This window comes from Acidovorax sp. 107 (genome assembly GCF_003058055.1).
In the GTDB taxonomy this organism is placed as follows: Bacteria; Pseudomonadota; Gammaproteobacteria; order Burkholderiales; family Burkholderiaceae_C; genus Acidovorax.
On the sequence record NZ_QBTZ01000001.1, the window covers coordinates 699,616 to 718,839 of the forward strand.

The window sequence follows — 19,224 nt, forward strand, 5'->3', positions numbered from 1 at the left end:
GTATCGTGGGGGTCAGGCCGCGCGTGGTGCGCGGATGGCCGTCTTGGGCCGGAACGCCTTGCAGACCTCGTCGCGTGTTTCCATGTACGGCCCGCCGATCAGGTCCACGCAGTACGGCACGGCGGCAAAGATGCCCGGCACGATCTGTTTGCCTTCGGCATCTTTCAGCCCTTCCAACGTCTCGGCAATCGCCTTGGGCTGGCCGGGCAGGTTGATGATGAGGCTCCGGTCGCGCACCACGGCCACCTGGCGCGAGAGGATGGCGGTGGGTACAAACTTGAGGCTGATCTGGCGCATTTGCTCGCCAAAGCCCGGCATCTCCTTGTGCGCCACGGCCAGTGTGGCCTCGGGCGTCACGTCGCGCAGGGCAGGGCCGGTGCCGCCGGTCGTCAGCACCAGGCTGCAGCCCGCGTTGACCAGTTCGATCAGTGTGGCGCTGATGCCCGCTTGCTCGTCGGGGATCAGGCGCGACTCGAAGCTGATGGGGTTGCGCAGCGCACGGGTGAGCCAGTCCTGCAGCGCGGGCAGGCCCTTGTCTTCATAGACGCCGGTGCTGGCGCGGTCGCTGACGGAAACGATGCCAATCTTGACGGCATCGTGGATGGCTTCACTCATCGTCGTTGTCCTCGTCGGTGTCGCTGGCGTCTGCCGTGCCGGTGCCGCCCAGGTGCTCGCGCACCAGCTGGAACAGCTCGCGGTACGCACGGCCCTTGCGGGGCGCCAGGCCTTGCGAGACCTGGACATTGGCCTCTTTGCCTGCGGGCTGTGCGTCCCTGCGCGCCTGGCGGATCAGCGCGCGCAGCTGCTGTGTGTCGGTGGTGGGGTGCTCGGCCATCCAGGCGGCCAGCGTGTCGTCATCGGCGATCAGGCGGTCGCGCCATTGTTCGGCCAGGTGCAGCTGCAGCTTTTCGGTGGCAGAGCCCTTGTGCTGCTCTTCCAGGGCCTGGCGGGCGGCTTGCACCAGCTCGGGTTCGAGCTTGCGCATGAGCTTGCCCACGTACTGCATCTGGCGGCGCTTGCCTTCAAAGTTGGTGATGCGCTTGGCCTCGGCCAGCGCCTCCACCAGCTTGTCGGGCAGGCCCAAGGCGTCGAACAGGTCGGCGCGCAGGTTCAAAAGCTCTTTGCCCAGGTCCTGCAGTTCGTCGCTCTCGCGCTTGAGATCGGTGCGGCTGGCATCGGGCGTGCCTTTGAGTTCGGCCTTGAGCTGAATGTCCAGTTCGCTGCCTTCGGCAACGAACTGGCCTCGCACAAAGTAGCCTTTTTTGGGTTTGCGTGACATGGGTGGTGGGGGCAAAAAACAAGTGGCGCAGAGCGCGCCACAGCGGCAAGTATCATAGCTGCCGCTATGAACAAACCCTCCCACCGCGCCCCGCGCACCCCCGGCGCGCTGGCCGCCGCGCCCGCAGCTGCCACCTCTCGCACCCCTGACAGCGGCTTCAGCTACAGCCGCCCGTTCTTTGAAGGCCTGGTGGACCGCGCCCTGGCCCACGCCAAAAAGCTCGGCGCCACCGACGCGGGCGCCGAGGCCTCCGAGGGGTGCGGCCTGTCTGTCAGCGTGCGCAAGGGCGAGCTGGAGAACGTGGAGCGCAACCGCGACAAGTCGCTGGGCGTGACGGTGTACATCGGCCACCGCCGGGGCAATGCCAGCACATCCGACTTCTCGGACAAGGCCATCGAGCAGACCGTGCAAGCAGCCTACGACATTGCCCGCTTCACGGCCGAAGACCCCGTGGCCGGCCTGCCGGACGCCGACGACATCGCCCCCCAGGAAACGCACCGCGACCTGCAACTCTTCCACCCCTGGGCCATCACCAGCGAAGAAGCCGCGGAGATGGCCAAGGCCTGCGAGGCCGCGGCTTTCAAGACCCACCGCCGCATCACCAACAGTGAAGGCGCGGGCGTGTCGGCCCAGCAAAGTCATTTCTTCAGCGCCCACACGCGCGGCTTTCGCGGTGGCTATGCCAGCTCGCGCCACAGCTTCTCGGTGGCCCCCATCGCCTCGCTGCCTGGCAAGAATGCCGAGATGCAGCGTGACGCCTGGTACAGCTCCATGCGCAACGCCGCCGAGTTGGCCTCGCCTGAGGCCGTGGGCCGCTACGCTGCGCAGCGCGCGCTGAGCCGTCTGGGCAGTCGCAAGATCCCCACCACCCAATGCCCGGTGCTGTTCGAATCCACCCTGGCCGCTGGCCTGCTGGGCGGTTTTGTGCAGGCCATCAGTGGTGGCTCGCTGTACCGCAAGAGCAGCTTCTTGCTCGACTCGCTGGGCAAGATGGTGTTCCCCAAGCACATCGACATCCTCGAAGACCCGTTCATCTTGGGCGGTAAGGGCAGCTCGCCGTTTGACGAGGAAGGCGTGCGCGTGGCGCCGCGCAAGGTGGTGCAGGGCGGCCGCGTGCAGGGCTATTTCCTCTCCAGCTACTCGGCCCGCAAGCTGGGCATGAAGACCACGGGCAACGCCGGGGGCTCGCACAACCTCACCCTGACCTCGCGCCTGACACAAGCCAGCGACGACCTGGATGCCATGCTGCAAAAGTTGGGCACGGGCCTGTTTGTGGTGGAGCTGATGGGCCAGGGCGTGAACTACGTGACCGGCGACTACTCGCGCGGCGCGAGCGGCTTCTGGGTCGAGAACGGCAAGATCGCCTACCCCGTGCACGAGATCACCATCGCGGGCAATCTCAAGGACATGCTCAAGGGCATCGAGGCCGTGGGCTCGGATGCCTACAACTACGGCGCCAAGACCGTGGGATCGATTCTGGTGAACCGCATGAAGGTGGCGGGGAGCTGAGAAGGCGGGAGCGAACCCGCGCTCACGCCCGCTGGGCCAGGCCGGATTCCTTCGCCCCTTCTGACGGCGGCCCTGGTCCAGAGGCTGGCCAGGGTGGGCCTGTACCGACTCCTGCGTTTTGCATTGCTGTCATCAACGAAACGCAATATGGTGTGGGTGCCGCTTAGCCAGTGGGCACTTCAACCCTCCAAGGAGTCACCATGTCGAAAGTTCTGGTTCTTTACTATTCCACCTACGGCCACATTGAAACCATGGCCCAGGCCGTGGCCGATGGGGCGCGCTCTGCGGGTGCTACCGTCGATGTCAAGCGGGTGCCAGAGACTGTGCCTGAAGACATTGCCAAGGGCGCGCATTTCAAGCTGAACCAGTCTGCTGGTGTGGCCACCGTGGCGGAGCTGGAGGGCTATGACGCCATCATCGTCGGTGCGCCCACCCGTTTTGGCCGCATGCCTTCGCAGATGGCTGCATTTCTCGATCAGGCGGGTGGTCTGTGGGCACGCGGTGCGCTCAACGGCAAGGTGGGAGGCGCGTTTACCTCCACAGCCACCCAGCACGGTGGGCAGGAGGTCACGCTGTTCTCCATCATCACCAATCTGATGCACTTCGGGATGACGATTGTGGGCTTGCCCTACAGCTACCAGGGGCAGATGACTCTGGATGAGGTCGTTGGCGGAAGCCCCTATGGCGCCACCACGATTGCGGGCGGCCAGGGCCAGCGCCAGCCCAGCACCCTGGAGCTGGACGGTGCACGTTTTCAGGGCAAGTTGATCGCTGAAACCGCGAACAAGCTGTTTCCCTGATCTGATCGTCCCGCCCGCATCCATCGTTCTGGTGGCAGGTGGTTTGCCGCGAGCCATCAGCCATTTGCCATAGGCCTGCGCCCATGCAAGGGTGCACGACTCCGGGCTTTTTGAGCGTTTGGTTCCCGTGCCTCGAGCGACTTCGTGACACTCCAAGACCCCGCACTCTTGCGCCGACTGCTGCGCGCCAAGGACCGCATGGACGCCGCGTCGCACGAGGCCTGGCCGGTGCAGCGGCTGGCCGAGGTCAGCGGCGTCTCCGAGGCGCATTTCGCCCGATCCTTCCGGCAGGCCTTTGGCATTCCGCCACACCGTTACCTGCTGACTCGCCGTATCGAGCAGGCCACCACGCTGCTGCGTGATACGGACTTGCCCATCATCGAGATCGCGTTTGCCACCGGCTGGGAAAGCCTGGGCACCTTTGGGCGCACCTTCCGTGATATCACCGGGCAGAGCCCCAGTGCGGTGCGCCTGCAGGCCCAGGCCACGGTTGCCCCCCTGAACAAGGTGCCCGCCTGCGTGTTGAAGGCCACGCAGCGTCCCGACCTCACCACCGCAGTTTCGGAGAAGCGCCGCCGCCAGGCCGCAGGTACAAAGCCGACATCAGCAACAAACCAGGAGATCTGATGACGATGAACCAAGGCATTGGTGTGGTGGGCGTGTATGTGGACGACCAGGACGAGGCGCTCGCGTTTTACGTAGGTAAGCTCGGGTTTCGCGTGCACACGGACGTGCGCAACGGCCCCTACCGCTGGCTGACGGTGCAGCACCCCGACCAGCCGGGCTTTCAGCTGGGCCTGTTCTGGCCCGGCCCGCCGATCCATGATGAAGCCACAGCGCTAACTTTGCGCGCCATGGTGGCCAAAGGAGCCATGCCCGCTCTGGTGCTTCATGTTGCGGACTGCCGCGCGGACTATGCCCGACTGCGGAACTTGGGTGTGGAGTTCACACAGGAGCCCGTGGACCGGTACGGCAACGTGGACGCAGGCTTTCGCGACCCGGCGGGCAACGGCTGGAAGATGATCCAGCTTGCCGCTGGAGGTGCGCAATGAGCGCCGGTGCGGGCATCCGGCGGTTTCATCGCTGGGTGTCGATGGCGTTCACTCTTGCTGTCATCGCCAACTTTGTGGTCCGTGCGCAAGGTGCAGGCAACCCGCCGGACTGGGTGACGTATGCACCCCTGCCGCCGCTGGCGCTGCTGTTGTTGACGGGGCTGTACCTGTTCGTGCAGCCCTACCTGCAGCGGCTTGCTGCCCGGTCTTCCGTTCGGCCTGCCCCGGGTGCCCAGGGCTGGCCGCCCGCGTGACGTCGGGTGGTGTGCCCCGCCATCACTCTGCGAGGCCCGCAAATTCCGCCAGCAACTCCAGCACGCCCTCCACTGCCGGGGAGGGCGGCGGCTGGTGCCGGTGGGCCACGGCCATGGGGCGCATCAGCGGCGGCTGCAGGGGGCAGATCTGCACACCGGGCGTGCCCTGCAGGTCTTCCACCTCTTCCATCGGCAGCAAGGCGGCGCACTGGCTGGCCACGGCCAGGCTTTTGAGGGCGCCGGGGTAGCTCAGCGCCAGAAACGGGCGCGGGTGGTGCCCCGCCTGGCCAAACCAGTTGGCGATCAGCCCGTGCATTTGCGTGGCGGGCGCAAACGAGGCCCAGCGACGGCTGGCCAGCCAGTCGGGGCCGATGTGCTCGGGTGCCTCCCACGCGGCGGGCAGCAGGGCCACCATGGGGTCGTTGCGCCACGGGGTCTGCCGCACCTCGGCCAGCGGCGGCTGGGGGCTGGCGACGATGGCGATGTCCAGCGTGCCCGCTTTGAGCCGCTGCATCGACTCGGCCGAGCCCACGGCCTCCAGGCGGATTTCCACACCCGGGCTGCGCGCCGCCAGCGCCTCCAGCATGCGCGGCAGCAGCCGGGTGCTGACCCCCGCCGACACGCCCACCCGCACCATGCCTTCGCGGCCAGAGGCACGGCGCCGCACGCGTTCCACGAGGTCATCACTGGCCAGTAGCAGCTGGCGGCCTTCGCGCACCAGCACTTCGCCTGCGGGGGTGAGGTCGGCCTGGCGCCGCCCGCGCACCACCAGCTCGGCGCCCAGGCGCGATTCCAGTTCCTTGATGTGCATGCTGACTGTGGGCGGCGCCAAGTGCAGCGCCTGGGCCGCAGCAGCAAAGGTGCCCAGGTCGGCGATGGCGATCAGGGTCTGCAGCTGGTCGAGGTTGAGGTTACGCATCAGGTTTCCTGACTTCAGGATTCAATGAATTCAACTTTACAGATGTTAGCCCCGCCGCGAGCATCGGGGCCATGTTGCATCCCACCCGTCTGGACCCCGAAGACACCGCTCGCCACGCCCTTGCCCGCCAGCCCCCGGGTGCACTGCCACAGCGCCCGGCCCGTGCCGCCCGCTGGCCGCGCCGGGTGCAGCGCCTGGGCTGGCGTTGGCTGCGGAGGCTGGGTGCTGCCTTGGCCCGGGCCGAGCAGCGCATCACCGACAACTTCAGGGTACCGCCCCATGGGGGCTGAGGCAGTTTGGGAGCGTGGAGGAGGCAGTGCGCAGTGGCGTGGCGCCGGGGATCGGCCTACACTGCCAGACCGGTCGGACGGCCTGGACCGGGCCCTGGCGCACCGCCAGGAAGGCTGCATGTCACCCCTGCTGCATGTCGGGCCGGATTGAGCGAAAGGACCTGGTATGTTGTCCGATTCCTCCGTAACCACCATGCTGCCCGTGATGGACATGGACCGCGCCCGCGCCTTCTACGAGGGCTGCCTGGGCCTGAGGCCCGGCGGCTTCCGGCCCGATGGCAAGTTTGTCTATGCCGTAGGGGGCAGCACGCTGGCGCTGTTCCCCAAACCGGAAGGCACCAAGGCCGACCACACGGCCATCAGCTTTCTGGTGGCCGACATCGCCGCCGCCATCGAGGCGCTGAAACGCGCCCAGGTGGTCTTTGAGGACTACGACTTCCCCGGCCTCAAGACCGTGAACCATGTGTGCGTGCTGGGCGCCGAGAAGGCCGCGTGGTTCAAGGACACCGAGGGCAACTACCTCTGCCTGCACGAGGACATTGCCACCTAGCCCGTGGTTTCAATAAAAAAAGGCCGGTACCGCGCGATAGGTATGCCTTTTAAGCTATGGAAATAGGAGCGTTGGGTCGAGGGCTGTGGCTCAGTTCCCCGCCACCCGTGCCGCAATCGCCTCGCCCACCTGCGTGGTGCTGGCCGTGCCGCCCAGGTCTGGCGTGCGCGGGCCGCTTTTGATGACCTCTTCGATGGCCGTGACGATGGCGTCATGCGCCTGCCGCCCCGCGCCCTGGCCCTGCGTGAGGAAGTCCAGCATCAGCGCACCCGACCAGATCATGGCAATCGGATTGGCGATGTTTTTGCCGTAGATGTCGGGTGCCGAGCCATGCACGGGCTCGAACAGGCTGGGGAAGGAGCGCTCGGGGTTCAGGTTGGCCGAAGGGGCGAGGCCAATGGTGCCGGTGGTGGCGGGGCCCAGGTCGCTCAGGATGTCGCCAAACAGGTTGGTCGCAGCCACCACGTCGAATCGGCCCGGCTGCAGCACAAAGCGGGCGGTGAGGATGTCGATGTGCTGCTTGTCCAGCGTGACCTCGGGGTAGCCCTTGGCCACGTCGTCCGCGCGCTGGTCCCACCAGGGCATGCTGATGGCGATGCCGTTGCTCTTGGTGGCCAGGGTCACGTGTTTCTTGGCGCGGGCCTGGGCCAGGTCGAACGCGAACTTCAAGAGGCGGTTGGCACCGTGGCGGGAGTAAACGGATTCCTGGATCACGATCTCGCGGTCGGTGCCTTCGTACATCACGCCACCCAGCGAGGTGTATTCACCCTCGGTGTTCTCGCGCACCACGTAGTAGTCGATGTCGCCGGGCTTGCGACCGGCCAGGGGGCAGGGCACGCCCTCGAACAAGCGCACAGGGCGCAGATTGATGTACTGGTCGAATTCGCGGCGGAACTTGAGCAGCGAACCCCACAGCGAGATGTGGTCGGGCACGGTGGCGGGCCAGCCGACGGCGCCGAAGAAGATGGCGTCCATGCCTGACAGCTGGGCCTTCCAGTCGTCGGGCATCATTTTTCCGTGGGTGGCGTAGTAGTCGGAGCTGGCCCAGTCGATGGCAGTGGTTTCGAGCGCAATGCCAAAACGCGCTGCGGCGGCCTGCACCACGCGCAGGCCTTCGGGCATCACCTCCTTGCCAATGCCGTCTCCGGCGATGAGGGCGATGCGGTAGGTTTTGGCGGGGGCGGAAGAGGTCATCAAGCGGTCCTTGCAATGGCGTCGGGGATGCGGCTGCAGGCGCAGCCAGCGGCATGGCGTGCATTGTTCCCAGCGCTGCCGATAACTACAATCCGCCAACTGTGGCTTCATCCTTCACACTTTGTGCATAAAAATCCTGCAGCGGAAGACCTGCGCGTGTTCACGGCCGTGGTGCGCAAGGCGAGCTTTGGCGGCGCTGCCACCGAGCTGGGGACCTCACCCGCCTATGTCAGCAAGCGCATTCGCCTGCTGGAGCAGGACCTGCAGGTCAAGCTGCTGCACCGCACCACCCGCCGCGTGGCGGTGACGGAAGAGGGTGAGCGCGTCTTCCACTGGGCGCAGTGCATCCTGGACGACATGGAGCAGCTGATGCAGGAGGTGGCGGTGACGCGCAGCGAGCCGCGTGGCCTGCTGCGGGTGAGCAGCAGCTTTGGCTTTGGCCGCCAGATTGTGGCGCCCGCGCTGTCGCGGCTGGTGGAGCAGCACCCAGGGCTGCAGGTGCGGCTCGAAGTGTTCGACCGGCTGGTGGATGTAGCGGGTGAAGGGTTTGATCTGGATGTGCGCGTGGGCGACGAGATTGCGCCGCACCTCATTGCCCGCCGCCTGGCGGACAACCACCGCGTGCTGTGCGCAGCGCCCGCCTACCTGCAGCGCAAGGGCACGCCGCGCACCGTGGCCGACCTGGCTGCGCACGACTGCCTGGTGATCAAGGAGCGCGACCACCCGTTTGGCGTGTGGCGCTTGCGCAGTGGTGCGCAGGAGGAGTCGGTGAAGGTGCGCGGCCCGCTGTCGGCCAACAACGGCGAGATGGCCGTGCAGTGGGCCGTGGACGGGCGCGGTGTAGTGTTGCGCTCGCTGTGGGATGTGGGCGCGCACCTGCAGGCGGGGCGCCTGGTGCAGGTGCTGCCGCAGTGGCAGCAGGAGGCGAATGTGTGGGCCGTGTACCCCACGCGGCTGGAGCGCTCGGCCAAGGTGCGGGTGTGCGTGGAGTTTCTGCAGGCGCATTTCCGCGCCGGGTGGATGGCGCGGGGCATTGAGATGGGGGGAAACGCCTCGGTCTGAAGCAAAAATAGCCGCTACCGCCCGTCTGGCAAGCGGTAGCAGCTATCAAAAAGATACTGACTGGGTGGAAGCGGGGGGCGATCAGCCCGCCAGCGCGGCCTTCACCGCAGCCGACACCTGGCCCATATCGGCCTTGCCCGCCAGGCGGGTCTTGACCACACCCATGACCTTGCCCATGTCGCCAGGGCCCGAGGCACCCACTTCGGCCACGATGGCCTTCACGGCAGCCAGCGTTTCTTCGGCCGACATGCGCTCGGGCAGGTAGGCCTGCAGCACGGCCATCTCGGCCTTTTCCTTGTCGGCCAAGTCCTGACGGCCCGCGCCTTCAAACGCGGTGATCGAGTCCTTGCGCTGCTTGATCAGTTTGTCCACGATGGCGACCACGGCTGCGTCGTCCAGCACGACGCGCTCGTCCACTTCCTTTTGCTTCATCGCGGCCTGCAGCAGGCGGATGGTGCCCAGGCGCTCGCTGTCCTTGGCGCGCATGGCGGTTTTCATATCTTCGGTGATCTGGTCCTTGAGGCTCATGGCGGCTTCCTTGGTTGGTTTTTAGACAAGAACAGGGGTTTGCCAAAAACAAAAACCCGCGCTTGGCGTCCCTAGCGCGGGTTTGTCGGCACTCCGTATCAGGACGGTGCCAAAGCGGTACTTAGTACAGCTTCTTGGGCAGTTGCATGCTGCGAACGCGCTTGTAGTGACGCTTCACGGCAGCAGCCTTCTTGCGCTTGCGCTCGGCGGTGGGTTTTTCGTAGAACTCACGGGCGCGCAGGTCGGTCAGCAGGCCGAGCTTTTCAATGGTGCGCTTGAAGCGGCGCAGTGCAACGTCAAAGGGTTCGTTTTCTTTTACGCGGATCGTAGTCATTAGCTAATGTTTTCCAAATGGTGCCTGCAGAGGGGCTTGGGGAGATCGGGCCTCAAGTCCGTACAAAGCGGTTTCCCCGTCTGTAACTAGTATTTGGCCGACGGAGCATTGCCAGCAAAGCCGGAGATTATAGCCTTTATCTGCACCCGCAGCGCAAGGGCCGCCCATCTGCCCCCAGATAGGGCGTCGGTGGGCTTCTCGCTGGCGCGGTCGCACTGCAATGGCGCGGAAGTTGCTTCATGTTGTAACACTCCTATTCACCGGTGGGGAGCCCTGGCCATCCGCCCGGGCGCGCTCCGCCGCAGACACCATGGCATTCATGCACCGCGTATCGGGTTGGCTGGGCCGGCTCAGTGTGGGCCGCAAGCTCATGCTCATCTATCTGCTGGACCTGACGGCGGTGATCTACGTCTCCAGCATCCTGATCCACGAAAAGTACCTGGCGATCGATTTCACGCGCAAGGAAGTGGTGGGCACGACCTATGCGGCCGTGGTGCGCGACGGGTTGATGGGGCAGTTTCTGGACGCATCGCAGCAGCCACCGCTGGTGGCCGATGTGCTCACCCGGCTGGACGCCGTGCGGGCAGCCCACGACGAGCAGCTGCGCACTGCCGAGATAGGCCAGCGGTTTGGCGTGGCGTTGCAGCAGCTGGCGGGGCCGCCCCAGGGGGGCTCGTCCACCGTCGATCCACAGACGCTCACCCGCCAGCGCAGCCAGTTGCTGCGCGAGGGGCGCGAGCTGCTCACCACGGTGGGCAACCAGTCCAACCTGATCCTGGACCCGGACCTGGACAGCTACTACGTGATGTCGCTGGTGGTGCTGCGGTTTCCAGAGCTGCTGCAGGCGGTGCACGACACGGTAAGTTTTCTTAGTGCGGCTTCCTCGGCGCGGGGGCCGCAGTGGACCTCGGAGCTGCTCACGCTGGTGGGGCGGCTGGACGCGGTGATGCTGGGCATCGAATCGGACTACAACCAGGCATTCATTGCGGGATCTCCCGAGATGCGGGCTGCACTGGTGCACCAGCGTGAAGCGCTCAAGACGGCGCAGGAGGGCTTTCAGGCCCTGCTGCAAGGCATTGCATCGGGCGAGTCGCGCTTGACGGTGGCGCAAGTCGGTGTGCAGGAGGCCCTGGTGCTGGGCGCGCTGCGCGATGCGTGGTCGGTGGGCATTGTGGACCTGGAGCGTTTGCTGAACCAGCGCGCCGACAGCCTGTTTGCCCGCATGTGGCTGCACCTGGGCACGGCGCTGGTGCTGTTGGGCTGCATTCTTTCGCTCGTCACCCTGGTCGCACGCCAGATTGCCAAGCCGCTGCAGCAACTGGCCCGCGTGGCCGACGAGGTGCGCAAGAGCGGCGACCACACACTGCGCGCCCAGTGGAACAGCCGCGACGAAATCGGCCGCCTGGTCACCGCGTTCAACGAGATGCTGTCGCAGCTCGACCGCGACCGCGTGCTGCAGCAGGAGCTGGCCGCCAGCGCCCGCGCGGCCGAGGCGCAGCGCGAGCTGGTGGAGGCCTTTCCCATCCCCATGGTGGTCACGTCCATCCCCGAGCACGAGGTGCTGCATTCCAACGCGCCCGCCGCCCACTGGCTGGGGGGCCGCAAGACCGACCCCTGGGCCGTGGGGCTGGAGCCCGGCGTGCGCGCGCGGTTCTTCCAGCGCCTGGCAGACCAGGGATCGGTCGATGAGTTTGAAGTGCGCTGGAAGGGCAGCCCTGAGCCCTCGTGGGCCGTGCTGTCGGCACGGCGCCTGCAGTTCCAGGGGCGCGACTCGGTGCTCACGGCCTTCACGCCCATCAACGTGCTCAAGGTGATGGAGCAGCGCCTGGAGCTGTGGGCCAAGGTGTTCGAGGCCTCGTCTGAGGGCATCATCATCATGAACGCCGAGCAGCAGATCATCAGCGTGAACAAGGCGTTCTGCCGCAGCACGCACTACGACTTCTACGAGGTCATCGGCGAGAACCTGGGCTTTTTGCTGGAAGAGGCGGGTGGCGAGCCGCTGCCCGCGCAGATCCAGCGCACCATGCTCGACAAGGAGTCGTGGCAGGGCGAGGTGCGGTTTCGCCGCCGCTCGGGCGAGACCTACCCGGCCTGGCTCATGGTGTCGGCCGTGCGCGAGGGCAAGGGCGGTGCGGTGGCCAACCACATCGGCATCGCCATCGACATCACCGACCGCAAGCTCAACGAGGAGCGCATCCAGTTCCTGGCGCACCACGACGTGCTCACCGAGTTGCCCAACCGCTCACTGTGCGTGCAGCGCCTGCAGATGGCACTGGCGCAGGCCCCCATCACGGGCGAAAAGGTCGCGGTGCTGTTCATCGACCTGGACCGTTTCAAGGCCATCAACGACACGCTGGGCCACCACATTGGCGACGGCTTGCTGCGCTCGGTGGCCGCGCGGCTCACGCAGGCCGTGCGCAGCCGCGACACCGTGAGCCGCCTGGGCGGCGACGAGTTTGTGGTGGTGATGCGTGATGTGGCCGGGCGCGAGGACGTGCAGCAGCTGGTAGAGCGGCGGCTGATCCCGCTCATCCGCCAGAGCCATCCGGTGGAAGGGCACGAGCTGAATGTGTCATGCAGCGTGGGCATTGCCGTGTACCCCGAGGACGGTAGCGACATTGACGAACTCATGCGCCGCGCCGACGCCGCCATGTATGAGGCCAAGACCACTGGCCGCGACATGGCGCTGTTCTATTCGATGGAGACCGACCAGCGCGCCGTGGCCCGCCAGACCATGGAGCAGCAACTGCGCCGCGCGCTGGAGCGCAACGAGCTGAGCCTGAACTACCAGCCGCGCCTGAGCGCCCAGGGTGCCCAGCTGCTGGGCGTGGAGGCACTGCTGCGCTGGACCAGCCCGGTGCTGGGCTCCATACCGCCCAGCGAGTTCATTCCCATCGCCGAAGAGACCGGAATGATCCGCGCCATTGGCAGCTGGGTGCTGCAACAGGCCTGCGAGCAGTGGGTGCGCTGGCAACCGCTGGTGCTCGATGCGGGCCCGGGCGACGCAACGCTGACGCACCCACTGGCCCAGGTGTCGATCTCGGTCAACCTGTCGGCAGCGCAGATGTCCGACCCGTCGCTGGTGACCGACATCGAGGCGCTGTTGGCCCGCACCGGCATGCCCGCAGACCGGCTGGAGCTGGAGATCACCGAATCCCAGCTCATGGACAACGCCCATGCGGCCGAGCAGCAACTGGCGGCGCTCAAGGCGCTGGGTGTGCAGCTGTCCATCGACGATTTCGGCACCGGGTATTCGAGTCTGGCCTACCTCAAGCGCTTTGACATCGACCGTCTCAAGGTGGACAAGTCCTTTGTGCGCGACATGCTGGTCAACCCTGCCGACATGGCCATCACGCGCGCCATCATTGCGCTGGGCCATACGCTGGGGCTGCGCATCGTGGCCGAGGGTGTGGAAGACCTGGCCACGGCCCAGGTGCTGGGGGCGCTCGACTGCGAGGAGCTGCAGGGTTACCACTTCAGCCGTCCGCTGCCTGTGCCAGAGCTGGAGGCCTGGGCCTGCCAGCACCTGCCGCCGGGAGTGCCTGTGCGGGAGGCTCTGGCGACTGCGTGACGGAGCGTTGGCGTGTCAGTGCGGGGTGCCCGCCGGCTCTGCCAGCGGCAATGCCTGTGCACAGGCGTGGGCACTGGCCCACGCCCACTGAAAGTTGTAGCCGCCCAGCCAGCCCGTCACGTCCACCACTTCGCCAATGAAGTACAGGCCCGGCTGGGCCTTGCACTCCATGGTCTGCTGCGACAGCGCGCGCGTGTCCACGCCGCCCAGCGTCACCTCGGCCTTCTTGTAGCCCTCGGTGCCCGTGGGTGTCAGCTCCCAGCGCGCCAGCTGCTCGGCCAGGCGCGTCAGGGCCTTGTCGCTGGCCTCGTTGATGGGGCGTTGCCAATCAGCCTCGCGGCTGGCCCAGGCGTCGGCCAGGCGGCTGGGCACCAGGGTGGCCAGCTCGTTGGCAACCAGCTTGCGCGAGCGGACCTTGCCCTGCGCCAGCGCAGCGGGCAGGTCCACCGCGGGCGCCAAGTTGATGGCCAGCGGCGTGCCCTCCTGCCAGTAGCTGGAGATCTGCAGCACCGCCGGGCCCGACAGGCCCCGGTGGGTGAACAGCAGGTCTTCGTCAAACGCCATGCGGTTCTTTTTGGCGCCCGTGCTGATCTGCACCGGCAGCGCCAGCCCCGCCAACTGTGCATACGGTGCCCAGCCCGCGCCGTCAAAGGTCAGCGGCACCAGGCCCGGCTTGCGCTCGACGAGGGGAATGTCGAACTGCTGCGCGAGCCGGTAGCCAAAATCGGTGGCGCCGATCTTCGGGATGGACAGGCCGCCGGTGGCAATGACCAGTGCACCCGCCGACACCGGTCCGCGATCGGTATCAATTTGATAGCTACCCCGGCATGATTCACTGGCGCTTGCGGCCAAAAAGGCTATTTTTTTGACCCCGCAGGGCTGCCAGCGGGTCACGCCGCTCGCCGCGCACTCGGCCAGCAGCATGGCAATGATGTCCTCGGCCGAGCGGTCGGCAAACAGCTGGCCCTTGTGCTTTTCGTGAAAGGGAATGCCGTGCCTTTGCACCAGCGCGATGAAGTCGGCGGGTGTGTAGCGCGACAGCGCCGAGCGGCAGAACTGCGGGTTTTGCCCCACAAAGTGCTTGTGCGGCGCGGCCGGATCCAGGTCGCGGTTGGTGAAGTTGCAGCGCCCGCCGCCCGAGATGCGGATCTTCTCGGCCACCTTGTCCGCATGGTCGATGAGCAAGACCTTCAGGCCCCGCTGGCCGGCCTGGCCCGCGCAGAACAGGCCGGCGGCGCCGGCGCCGATGATGACAACGTCGAAGGAGTGAGGAGCAGTGGGGGACGACACGGTGGAGCGGGAGGGGGCTGGCGGTGGCAGGGCCGCCATTGTCGCCGCTGCGTAGGGGAGAAGGCCTATGCGCCGTGCGCGTCCATGGCACGGCTACTGCCGGTACACCCCGCCCGAGCCGACCACCGCAATATCCACGAAGTTGGAACCATGGTGGTTCTGCGCGCTGAACTGGTAGCCGAAGCCGCCCAGGTCCAGGTTGCCCAGTCCTTCCATGGCCTGGACCAGGCTGGCGCGCGTGACGCCGGGCCCCGCTGCGCGCAGGCCTTCGATGAGCACGCGCGCGTCCATGTAGCCGGTGTACCGGTCATAGTCCACCGGCTTGTCGTAGCGCTTCATGGACGCCTGGAAGTCCCGTGTGAGCGCAATGGTGGGCTTGGTGGGGGACGGGCCGGTGCGTGCCACGGCCAGGCCACGTGCGTCGTCGCCCAGCGCCTTGAGCACGGCGGTGCCTGCGCCCAGCGACAGGGTGTAGATGGGCACGCCCAGGTGCGCGCGGTTGGCGCGCACATAGGCCACCACGGACGGGCCCGCTGCCACCAGCAGCACGGCCTGCGGCTTTTGCGCGGCGAGGGCCTTGGCGGCTTTATTGGCGTCTTCACCCGAAGAGGCCAGTGCGTGCGAGCCGGCTGGCGTGGCACCCTCGGCGGCTATCGTCTTTTCCACCAGGGGCAGCAGCAGCTTGCCGAAGTCGTTGTTCTCGTAGGCCACGGCGATGCGCGAGGTCTGCACCGCCACCAGGTTGCGCACGATCTTCACCAGCTCATCGGCATAGCTGGCGCGGGTGGTGAACAGGTAGGGGTGCTGCTGCGCGCGCACGGCGGGGCTGCCGGTGTACACGGAGATCAGCGGCAGTTTGGCCTGCGCCAGGTAGGGCAGCAGCGTCATGACCTGCGAGGTACCGGCCACACCGAACAGTGCCAGCACGCCGTCCTTTTCGCTCAGCTGCTTGGCGTTGTCCAGCGCACGGCGGGCATCGAAACCGTCGTCCAGCGACACCAGCCGGATCTTGCGGCCACCGATGCCGCCCTTGGCATTGGCGTCCTCCACGGCGGCCTCCTGCCCCTCATGGATGGGCGAGAGGAACGGCGCCATGCCGCCTGACAGCGCCGTCGAGCGGCCGATCAGGATGTCTGCCTTGCCGCCTGCGGCGGGCTGTGCACGGGCGGGCAGGCCGGCCAAAGCCACTCCACCGGCCAGTGCCATCACCAGGCTGCGGCGTGCCAGGGGCGGCCGCTGGTCGGCGGGCCATGCATTCGCATTCGGGGTCTTCATCAAACAGCGTCTCCAGCAAAGAACCGATTCAAAGGGCTGCCAGGCCCCAAGGAGCGGCGATGGTAGGAGGCATGTGGGCTGCGCGCGCACCGGGTTTGTACCGGGGGCGCGTCATGTTAGGGACACGCGTCTATCGCCAGGGGCACGGCCGCCCACGCCTGCGCAAAGCGGCGGGGGTCAGCCCGTCCCATGCGGCGCGGTAGCATGCGGTATGCACCTGTGAAGGTCGTAAACACGTTCTAAGGACCACATCATGACTTTGATCCGCTACGCCTTCTGTGCCCTGGCGCTGGGCTGCCTGGCCCCGGCCTGGGCCATCAACAAATGCACGGACGCCAATGGCAAGGTGTCGTTCCAGGACGCGCCTTGCGTGGGGGAGGGCGAGAAGATCGACGTGCGGCCCACCACGCGCGGTGCCACCCCCGTGCAATCCCCCGCGGCACCGGTGGCGGAGGGCGCGTTCGGCCCCGCGTGGCAGCGCAAGAACTACTTGCAGACCCAGGGCATCCCCCAGGCGCGTGCGGCCATCGAGCGCAACCAGCGCGAATGCACGGCCCAGAACAACGCTGTGGCCACGGCGGGCCCGCTGCGGCGCGGCAACCTGCCATCGGGCAACCAGTTTGTGCAGGAGGGCGCGGAAAAGGCCGCCGACGACAAGGCCGCGTGCGAAGCGCGGACGGAAGCGCTGCGCGAGCAGCTGCGGGTGCTAGAGAGAGAGCTGGCCGCCCCGTAGCCCGTCACGCTGCGGCAGGCCCTTGTCTGCCGTTCGATCACCCCTTCCAGGTGAACGGAAACTTGAACTGCTTCACAAACCCGTTGGGCACGTAGTCGCCCAGCACGCCGTAGTGCTCGGGCCAGAGCTTGGTGCTTTTCACGGCGGTGCCAAACAGGTAGTCCAGAAACGCGAAGTGCGCCGCGTAGTTCTTGTCCAGCGCCTCCTGGTCCTGGCTGTGGTGCCAGTGGTGGAAGTTGGGCGTGACCAGCACGTAGCGCAGCGGCCCCAGGCGCACGCTCACGTTGGCATGGTTGAACACGGCCTGGAAGCCCACCACCACGATGTATGCATCGATCACTTCCTTGCTGAAGCCGAAGACATAGATGGGGGCCAGCACCAGTGTGCGGGTGATCAGCAGCTCCAGGATGTGCTGGCGCGAGCCGGCCATCCAGTCCATGCTTTTGACGCTGTGGTGCACCGCGTGCAAGCGCCACAGCAGCGGCACCTCGTGGTAGGCCCGGTGTGTCCAGTACTGCACCAGATCGGCCACCAGAATGATGAGGAACAACGCCACCCAGAAGTTCAGGCCCTGCACCCAGCCGCGAATGCCGTCGCTCGCCGCCCAGCCAAAGAACTTGTGCACGATGAGGTTGGTGGCCAGCAGCACAAAGCCCACCACCATGTGGTTGACGATGAAGTGGTGAAAGTCCGTCTGCCACTCGGCGCGGAAGATGGGCTGGTCCTTGCGCAGCGCAAACAGCTTCTCGATGAAGATGAAGATCAGCGAGCTGCCCAGCAGGTCGAGGATGAACCAGTCCAGGCCAATGTAGGGCGTGTTGTCGGGGAAGTTGGGGTCCACTTCCACCTTGTGTCCGCCCAGCAGCGCGGCAATCACCACGATGGCAAACGCAAAGGTAGCCAGCCAGCGTGCGCGGTTGAACAGAATGTTGACCAGCGAGATGCCCCCCGCAATCGCCATGGCCACCAGCATGATGTTGCGGATGACCGTCACGTCGTAGCTCTTGCGCAGCTGGGGCGTGGTCAGGTACTCGGGGAAGTGGAAGGCCAGCACGCCCAGCAGGCACAGGATGGCCAGCGTGAGCGCAATCACGCCCGACACCAGTCCCTTGCCGGTGCGCAATGCGCCGTGGCTTTCGGTGAATTCGTTGAGTTTTTCTAGTTCGATCATCGGTTCCTCCTCGCACCCGGTCAGTAGGCGCTGCGCGAGTGTAGCGAAGCTGCCACCCGCAGTGCCAGGGGCTCAACTTGCACGCGACGCAGCGCACATGGCTTTCTAAAATCGCTGCATGAACATCCCTTCACACCAACTGAGCATGACCGTGCTCATGTCGCCCGACATGGCCAACTTTTCGGGCAACGTGCACGGCGGCGCCATCCTCAAGCTGCTGGACCAAGTGGCGTACTCGTGCGCCAGCCGCTATTCGGGCTGCTACACCGTGACGCTCAGCGTGGACCAGGTGATGTTTTTGCAGCCCATCCATGTGGGCGAGCTGGTGACCTTTCTGGCCAGCGTGAACTACGCGGGCAGTTCGTCGATGGAAGTCGGCATCAAGGTGGTGGCTGAGGAGATCCGTTCGCAGGTGGTGCGGCATGTCAACAGCTGCTTCTTCACGATGGTGGCAGTGGACGAGGCACGCAAGCCCGTGCAGGTCCCTCCGTTGACACCCTCTACCCCCGACGAGCGCCGCCGCTGGGACGCTGCGCTGATCCGCAAGACGCTGCGCAAGGAGCTGGCGCAGCGGTTTCAGCAGGTGCGCGAAACCGCCGGGCAATAGCCCGCCTGGCAACCCGAGGCCCAGGGCATCTCGCCTGGGGTTTGCCTGATCCTTCAGGCCGCGCTCCGGCTGCGCCCGGCCAGTGACACGGCCTGGAGCGACAGGCCATCGATCTCGTTGGTGATGCCTGAGAGCACATTCGCCACCACCGCAAATTCGCGCCCGTGTTGGCCCGCACGCGCGGCCATCACCTGGGCATTGAAGCTGACCACCTTGGCCTCGCGTGCCACGGTCTGGATGGACTCCACAATGCCTGCGAGTTCTTTCATCAGCGTTTCGGACTTGGTTTTGCTGACCTGATCGAACGCGGTGGTGGCGGTGTTGAGGGCCTCCAGCACGCCGTCGGTGGATTCCACCAGCCGGGCCAGGGCGTCTTCAACGCGGGGGCTCTGGCGCTCGGTCAGGTCAAGGGCCGTCTCCACCTGGTGCGCAAAGTGATCGATGGTGGCGCGCACGCCCGAGGGGCCCTGGTACACCTTGCGGATGACTTCGGCACTGGCCGTGTCCAGATGCTGCGGTGTTTCGACCAGGCGGGCCTGGCTGTCGGCGAACAGCGCCAGGGTGCCGCGCGCGGCCTTCAAATGCAGATCGCTGCCGCGTGCGGCCAGCACGGTCTGCAGCACCATGCGTTGCGACAGCATGCGCTGGCGCGCAGCGAGGTTGACCAGAGACATGCCGCTGTCGCGGGAGGCGACCGGTGCAGACGAAGGGGGCAGCGTGGGCATGCTGGAGGTGCGTGCGGAGAGGGGGAAGGCTGCCATGGTGTTCCTTGTGCGGTTGCATTCAGATGCCAGTCTTCAAGCAAT

21 protein-coding genes are annotated in these 19,224 nt (G+C 66.2%); 11 read left to right on the forward strand and 10 right to left on the reverse strand.

All coding sequences use genetic code 11. The annotated features are described in order from the left end of the window. Nucleotides 1–12: 12 nt before the first annotated feature. Entirely contained in the window at nt 13–615 is a 603-nt protein-coding gene (gene mog, locus C8C99_RS03300) for a molybdopterin adenylyltransferase (protein WP_108624951.1), read from the reverse strand. Continuing rightward, nucleotides 608–1,279, reverse strand: a complete 672-nt coding sequence (gene yjgA, locus C8C99_RS03305) for a ribosome biogenesis factor YjgA (RefSeq protein ID WP_108624952.1) — start codon at nt 1,277–1,279, stop codon at nt 608–610. The genes mog and yjgA overlap by 8 nt, the downstream gene beginning before the upstream one ends. 66 nt (nt 1,280–1,345) lie before the next feature. Here yjgA and pmbA point away from each other — a divergent pair, with 66 nt between their 5' ends. The 5 genes from pmbA to C8C99_RS03330 all read left to right on the forward strand — a co-directional run bounded on the left by pmbA (nt 1,346) and on the right by C8C99_RS03330 (nt 4,894). Then, nucleotides 1,346–2,788: a metalloprotease PmbA gene (gene pmbA / locus C8C99_RS03310; RefSeq protein WP_108624953.1), complete on the forward strand. Its 1,443-nt coding sequence runs from the start codon at nt 1,346–1,348 to the stop codon at nt 2,786–2,788. Between the two features lie 200 nt (nt 2,789–2,988). Further along, complete coding sequence (gene wrbA, locus C8C99_RS03315; RefSeq protein ID WP_108624954.1) at nt 2,989–3,588, forward strand: NAD(P)H:quinone oxidoreductase; 600 nt, start codon at nt 2,989–2,991, stop codon at nt 3,586–3,588. 198 nt (nt 3,589–3,786) lie between these two features. Further along, a complete protein-coding gene (locus tag C8C99_RS03320; RefSeq protein WP_233247303.1) occupies nt 3,787–4,215 on the forward strand; it encodes a helix-turn-helix transcriptional regulator in 429 nt (142 codons plus the stop codon). Between the two features lie 5 nt (nt 4,216–4,220). Next, nucleotides 4,221–4,640 carry a VOC family protein gene (locus tag C8C99_RS03325; protein ID WP_056640856.1) on the forward strand — a complete coding sequence of 140 codons (420 nt, stop codon included), beginning with the start codon at nt 4,221–4,223 and terminating at the stop codon, nt 4,638–4,640. Further along, on the forward strand, nt 4,637–4,894 hold the full coding sequence (locus C8C99_RS03330) for a hypothetical protein (RefSeq protein WP_056640821.1): 258 nt from the start codon (nt 4,637–4,639) through the stop codon (nt 4,892–4,894). The genes C8C99_RS03325 and C8C99_RS03330 overlap by 4 nt, the downstream gene beginning before the upstream one ends. A gap of 22 nt (nt 4,895–4,916) precedes the next feature. Here C8C99_RS03330 and C8C99_RS03335 read toward each other — a convergent pair whose 3' ends face one another. Then, entirely contained in the window at nt 4,917–5,813 is an 897-nt protein-coding gene (locus C8C99_RS03335) for a LysR family transcriptional regulator (protein ID WP_056640817.1), read from the reverse strand. Nucleotides 5,814–5,884: 71 nt separating this feature from the next. Here C8C99_RS03335 and C8C99_RS03340 point away from each other — a divergent pair, with 71 nt between their 5' ends. Next, the gene (locus C8C99_RS03340) at nt 5,885–6,103 is read left to right on the forward strand and encodes a hypothetical protein (RefSeq protein WP_056640813.1); all 219 of its coding nucleotides are present in this window, start codon (nt 5,885–5,887) and stop codon (nt 6,101–6,103) included. A gap of 166 nt (nt 6,104–6,269) precedes the next feature. Further along, nucleotides 6,270–6,653 carry a VOC family protein gene (locus C8C99_RS03345; RefSeq protein ID WP_056640809.1) on the forward strand — a complete coding sequence of 128 codons (384 nt, stop codon included), beginning with the start codon at nt 6,270–6,272 and terminating at the stop codon, nt 6,651–6,653. A gap of 90 nt (nt 6,654–6,743) precedes the next feature. Here C8C99_RS03345 and C8C99_RS03350 read toward each other — a convergent pair whose 3' ends face one another. Then, nucleotides 6,744–7,847: a tartrate dehydrogenase gene (locus tag C8C99_RS03350; RefSeq protein WP_056640806.1), complete on the reverse strand. Its 1,104-nt coding sequence runs from the start codon at nt 7,845–7,847 to the stop codon at nt 6,744–6,746. A gap of 123 nt (nt 7,848–7,970) precedes the next feature. On the opposite strand from C8C99_RS03350, the gene C8C99_RS03355 reads away from it, so the two are divergent. Then, complete coding sequence (locus C8C99_RS03355; protein ID WP_199226308.1) at nt 7,971–8,909, forward strand: LysR substrate-binding domain-containing protein; 939 nt, start codon at nt 7,971–7,973, stop codon at nt 8,907–8,909. An 81-nt stretch (nt 8,910–8,990) separates the two neighbouring features. Here C8C99_RS03355 and C8C99_RS03360 read toward each other — a convergent pair whose 3' ends face one another. Beyond that, nucleotides 8,991–9,437 (reverse strand): GatB/YqeY domain-containing protein, encoded by a 447-nt coding sequence (locus C8C99_RS03360; RefSeq protein WP_056640800.1) that lies wholly within the window; start codon nt 9,435–9,437, stop codon nt 8,991–8,993. 121 nt (nt 9,438–9,558) lie between these two features. Next, nucleotides 9,559–9,771 (reverse strand): 30S ribosomal protein S21, encoded by a 213-nt coding sequence (gene rpsU / locus C8C99_RS03365; protein ID WP_007833691.1) that lies wholly within the window; start codon nt 9,769–9,771, stop codon nt 9,559–9,561. Nucleotides 9,772–10,081: 310 nt separating this feature from the next. Between rpsU and C8C99_RS03370 the strand changes: the two genes are divergently transcribed. Further along, nucleotides 10,082–13,342 carry an EAL domain-containing protein gene (locus tag C8C99_RS03370; RefSeq protein ID WP_108624955.1) on the forward strand — a complete coding sequence of 1,087 codons (3,261 nt, stop codon included), beginning with the start codon at nt 10,082–10,084 and terminating at the stop codon, nt 13,340–13,342. Nucleotides 13,343–13,357: 15 nt separating this feature from the next. Here C8C99_RS03370 and C8C99_RS03375 read toward each other — a convergent pair whose 3' ends face one another. Together C8C99_RS03375 and C8C99_RS03380 are read right to left on the reverse strand one after the other, a co-directional pair. Further along, nucleotides 13,358–14,632, reverse strand: coding sequence for an NAD(P)/FAD-dependent oxidoreductase (locus tag C8C99_RS03375; protein ID WP_108627026.1), 1,275 nt, complete (start codon nt 14,630–14,632; stop codon nt 13,358–13,360). 93 nt (nt 14,633–14,725) lie between these two features. Continuing rightward, nucleotides 14,726–15,907: an ABC transporter substrate-binding protein gene (locus C8C99_RS03380; protein ID WP_108624956.1), complete on the reverse strand. Its 1,182-nt coding sequence runs from the start codon at nt 15,905–15,907 to the stop codon at nt 14,726–14,728. Between the two features lie 253 nt (nt 15,908–16,160). Between C8C99_RS03380 and C8C99_RS03385 the strand changes: the two genes are divergently transcribed. Continuing rightward, nucleotides 16,161–16,640: a DUF4124 domain-containing protein gene (locus C8C99_RS03385; protein ID WP_056640791.1), complete on the forward strand. Its 480-nt coding sequence runs from the start codon at nt 16,161–16,163 to the stop codon at nt 16,638–16,640. 37 nt (nt 16,641–16,677) lie between these two features. Here C8C99_RS03385 and C8C99_RS03390 read toward each other — a convergent pair whose 3' ends face one another. Then, on the reverse strand, nt 16,678–17,811 hold the full coding sequence (locus C8C99_RS03390; RefSeq protein WP_108624957.1) for a sterol desaturase family protein: 1,134 nt from the start codon (nt 17,809–17,811) through the stop codon (nt 16,678–16,680). Between the two features lie 118 nt (nt 17,812–17,929). On the opposite strand from C8C99_RS03390, the gene C8C99_RS03395 reads away from it, so the two are divergent. Beyond that, nucleotides 17,930–18,418 (forward strand): acyl-CoA thioesterase, encoded by a 489-nt coding sequence (locus C8C99_RS03395; protein ID WP_108624958.1) that lies wholly within the window; start codon nt 17,930–17,932, stop codon nt 18,416–18,418. Nucleotides 18,419–18,471: 53 nt separating this feature from the next. On the opposite strand, the gene C8C99_RS03400 is transcribed toward C8C99_RS03395, so the two are convergent. After that, on the reverse strand, nt 18,472–19,179 hold the full coding sequence (locus C8C99_RS03400; protein WP_056640782.1) for a type IV pili methyl-accepting chemotaxis transducer N-terminal domain-containing protein: 708 nt from the start codon (nt 19,177–19,179) through the stop codon (nt 18,472–18,474). Nucleotides 19,180–19,224: the final 45 nt, after the last annotated feature.

Bases quoted from the DNA above. Each gene is read 5' to 3' on its own strand.
- mog (WP_108624951.1), bottom strand. From the start codon at position 615: ATGAGTGAAGCCATCCACGATGCCGTCAAGATTGGCATCGTTTCCGTC.
- yjgA (WP_108624952.1), bottom strand. From the start codon at position 1,279: ATGTCACGCAAACCCAAAAAAGGCTACTTTGTGCGAGGCCAGTTCGTT.
- pmbA (WP_108624953.1), top strand. From the start codon at position 1,346: ATGAACAAACCCTCCCACCGCGCCCCGCGCACCCCCGGCGCGCTGGCC.
- wrbA (WP_108624954.1), top strand. From the start codon at position 2,989: ATGTCGAAAGTTCTGGTTCTTTACTATTCCACCTACGGCCACATTGAA.
- C8C99_RS03320 (WP_233247303.1), top strand. From the start codon at position 3,787: ATGGACGCCGCGTCGCACGAGGCCTGGCCGGTGCAGCGGCTGGCCGAG.
- C8C99_RS03325 (WP_056640856.1), top strand. From the start codon at position 4,221: ATGAACCAAGGCATTGGTGTGGTGGGCGTGTATGTGGACGACCAGGAC.
- C8C99_RS03330 (WP_056640821.1), top strand. From the start codon at position 4,637: ATGAGCGCCGGTGCGGGCATCCGGCGGTTTCATCGCTGGGTGTCGATG.
- C8C99_RS03335 (WP_056640817.1), bottom strand. From the start codon at position 5,813: ATGCGTAACCTCAACCTCGACCAGCTGCAGACCCTGATCGCCATCGCC.
- C8C99_RS03340 (WP_056640813.1), top strand. From the start codon at position 5,885: ATGTTGCATCCCACCCGTCTGGACCCCGAAGACACCGCTCGCCACGCC.
- C8C99_RS03345 (WP_056640809.1), top strand. From the start codon at position 6,270: ATGTTGTCCGATTCCTCCGTAACCACCATGCTGCCCGTGATGGACATG.
- C8C99_RS03350 (WP_056640806.1), bottom strand. From the start codon at position 7,847: ATGACCTCTTCCGCCCCCGCCAAAACCTACCGCATCGCCCTCATCGCC.
- C8C99_RS03360 (WP_056640800.1), bottom strand. From the start codon at position 9,437: ATGAGCCTCAAGGACCAGATCACCGAAGATATGAAAACCGCCATGCGC.
- rpsU (WP_007833691.1), bottom strand. From the start codon at position 9,771: ATGACTACGATCCGCGTAAAAGAAAACGAACCCTTTGACGTTGCACTG.
- C8C99_RS03370 (WP_108624955.1), top strand. From the start codon at position 10,082: ATGGCATTCATGCACCGCGTATCGGGTTGGCTGGGCCGGCTCAGTGTG.
- C8C99_RS03380 (WP_108624956.1), bottom strand. From the start codon at position 15,907: ATGAAGACCCCGAATGCGAATGCATGGCCCGCCGACCAGCGGCCGCCC.
- C8C99_RS03385 (WP_056640791.1), top strand. From the start codon at position 16,161: ATGACTTTGATCCGCTACGCCTTCTGTGCCCTGGCGCTGGGCTGCCTG.
- C8C99_RS03390 (WP_108624957.1), bottom strand. From the start codon at position 17,811: ATGATCGAACTAGAAAAACTCAACGAATTCACCGAAAGCCACGGCGCA.
- C8C99_RS03395 (WP_108624958.1), top strand. From the start codon at position 17,930: ATGAACATCCCTTCACACCAACTGAGCATGACCGTGCTCATGTCGCCC.
- C8C99_RS03400 (WP_056640782.1), bottom strand. From the start codon at position 19,179: ATGGCAGCCTTCCCCCTCTCCGCACGCACCTCCAGCATGCCCACGCTG.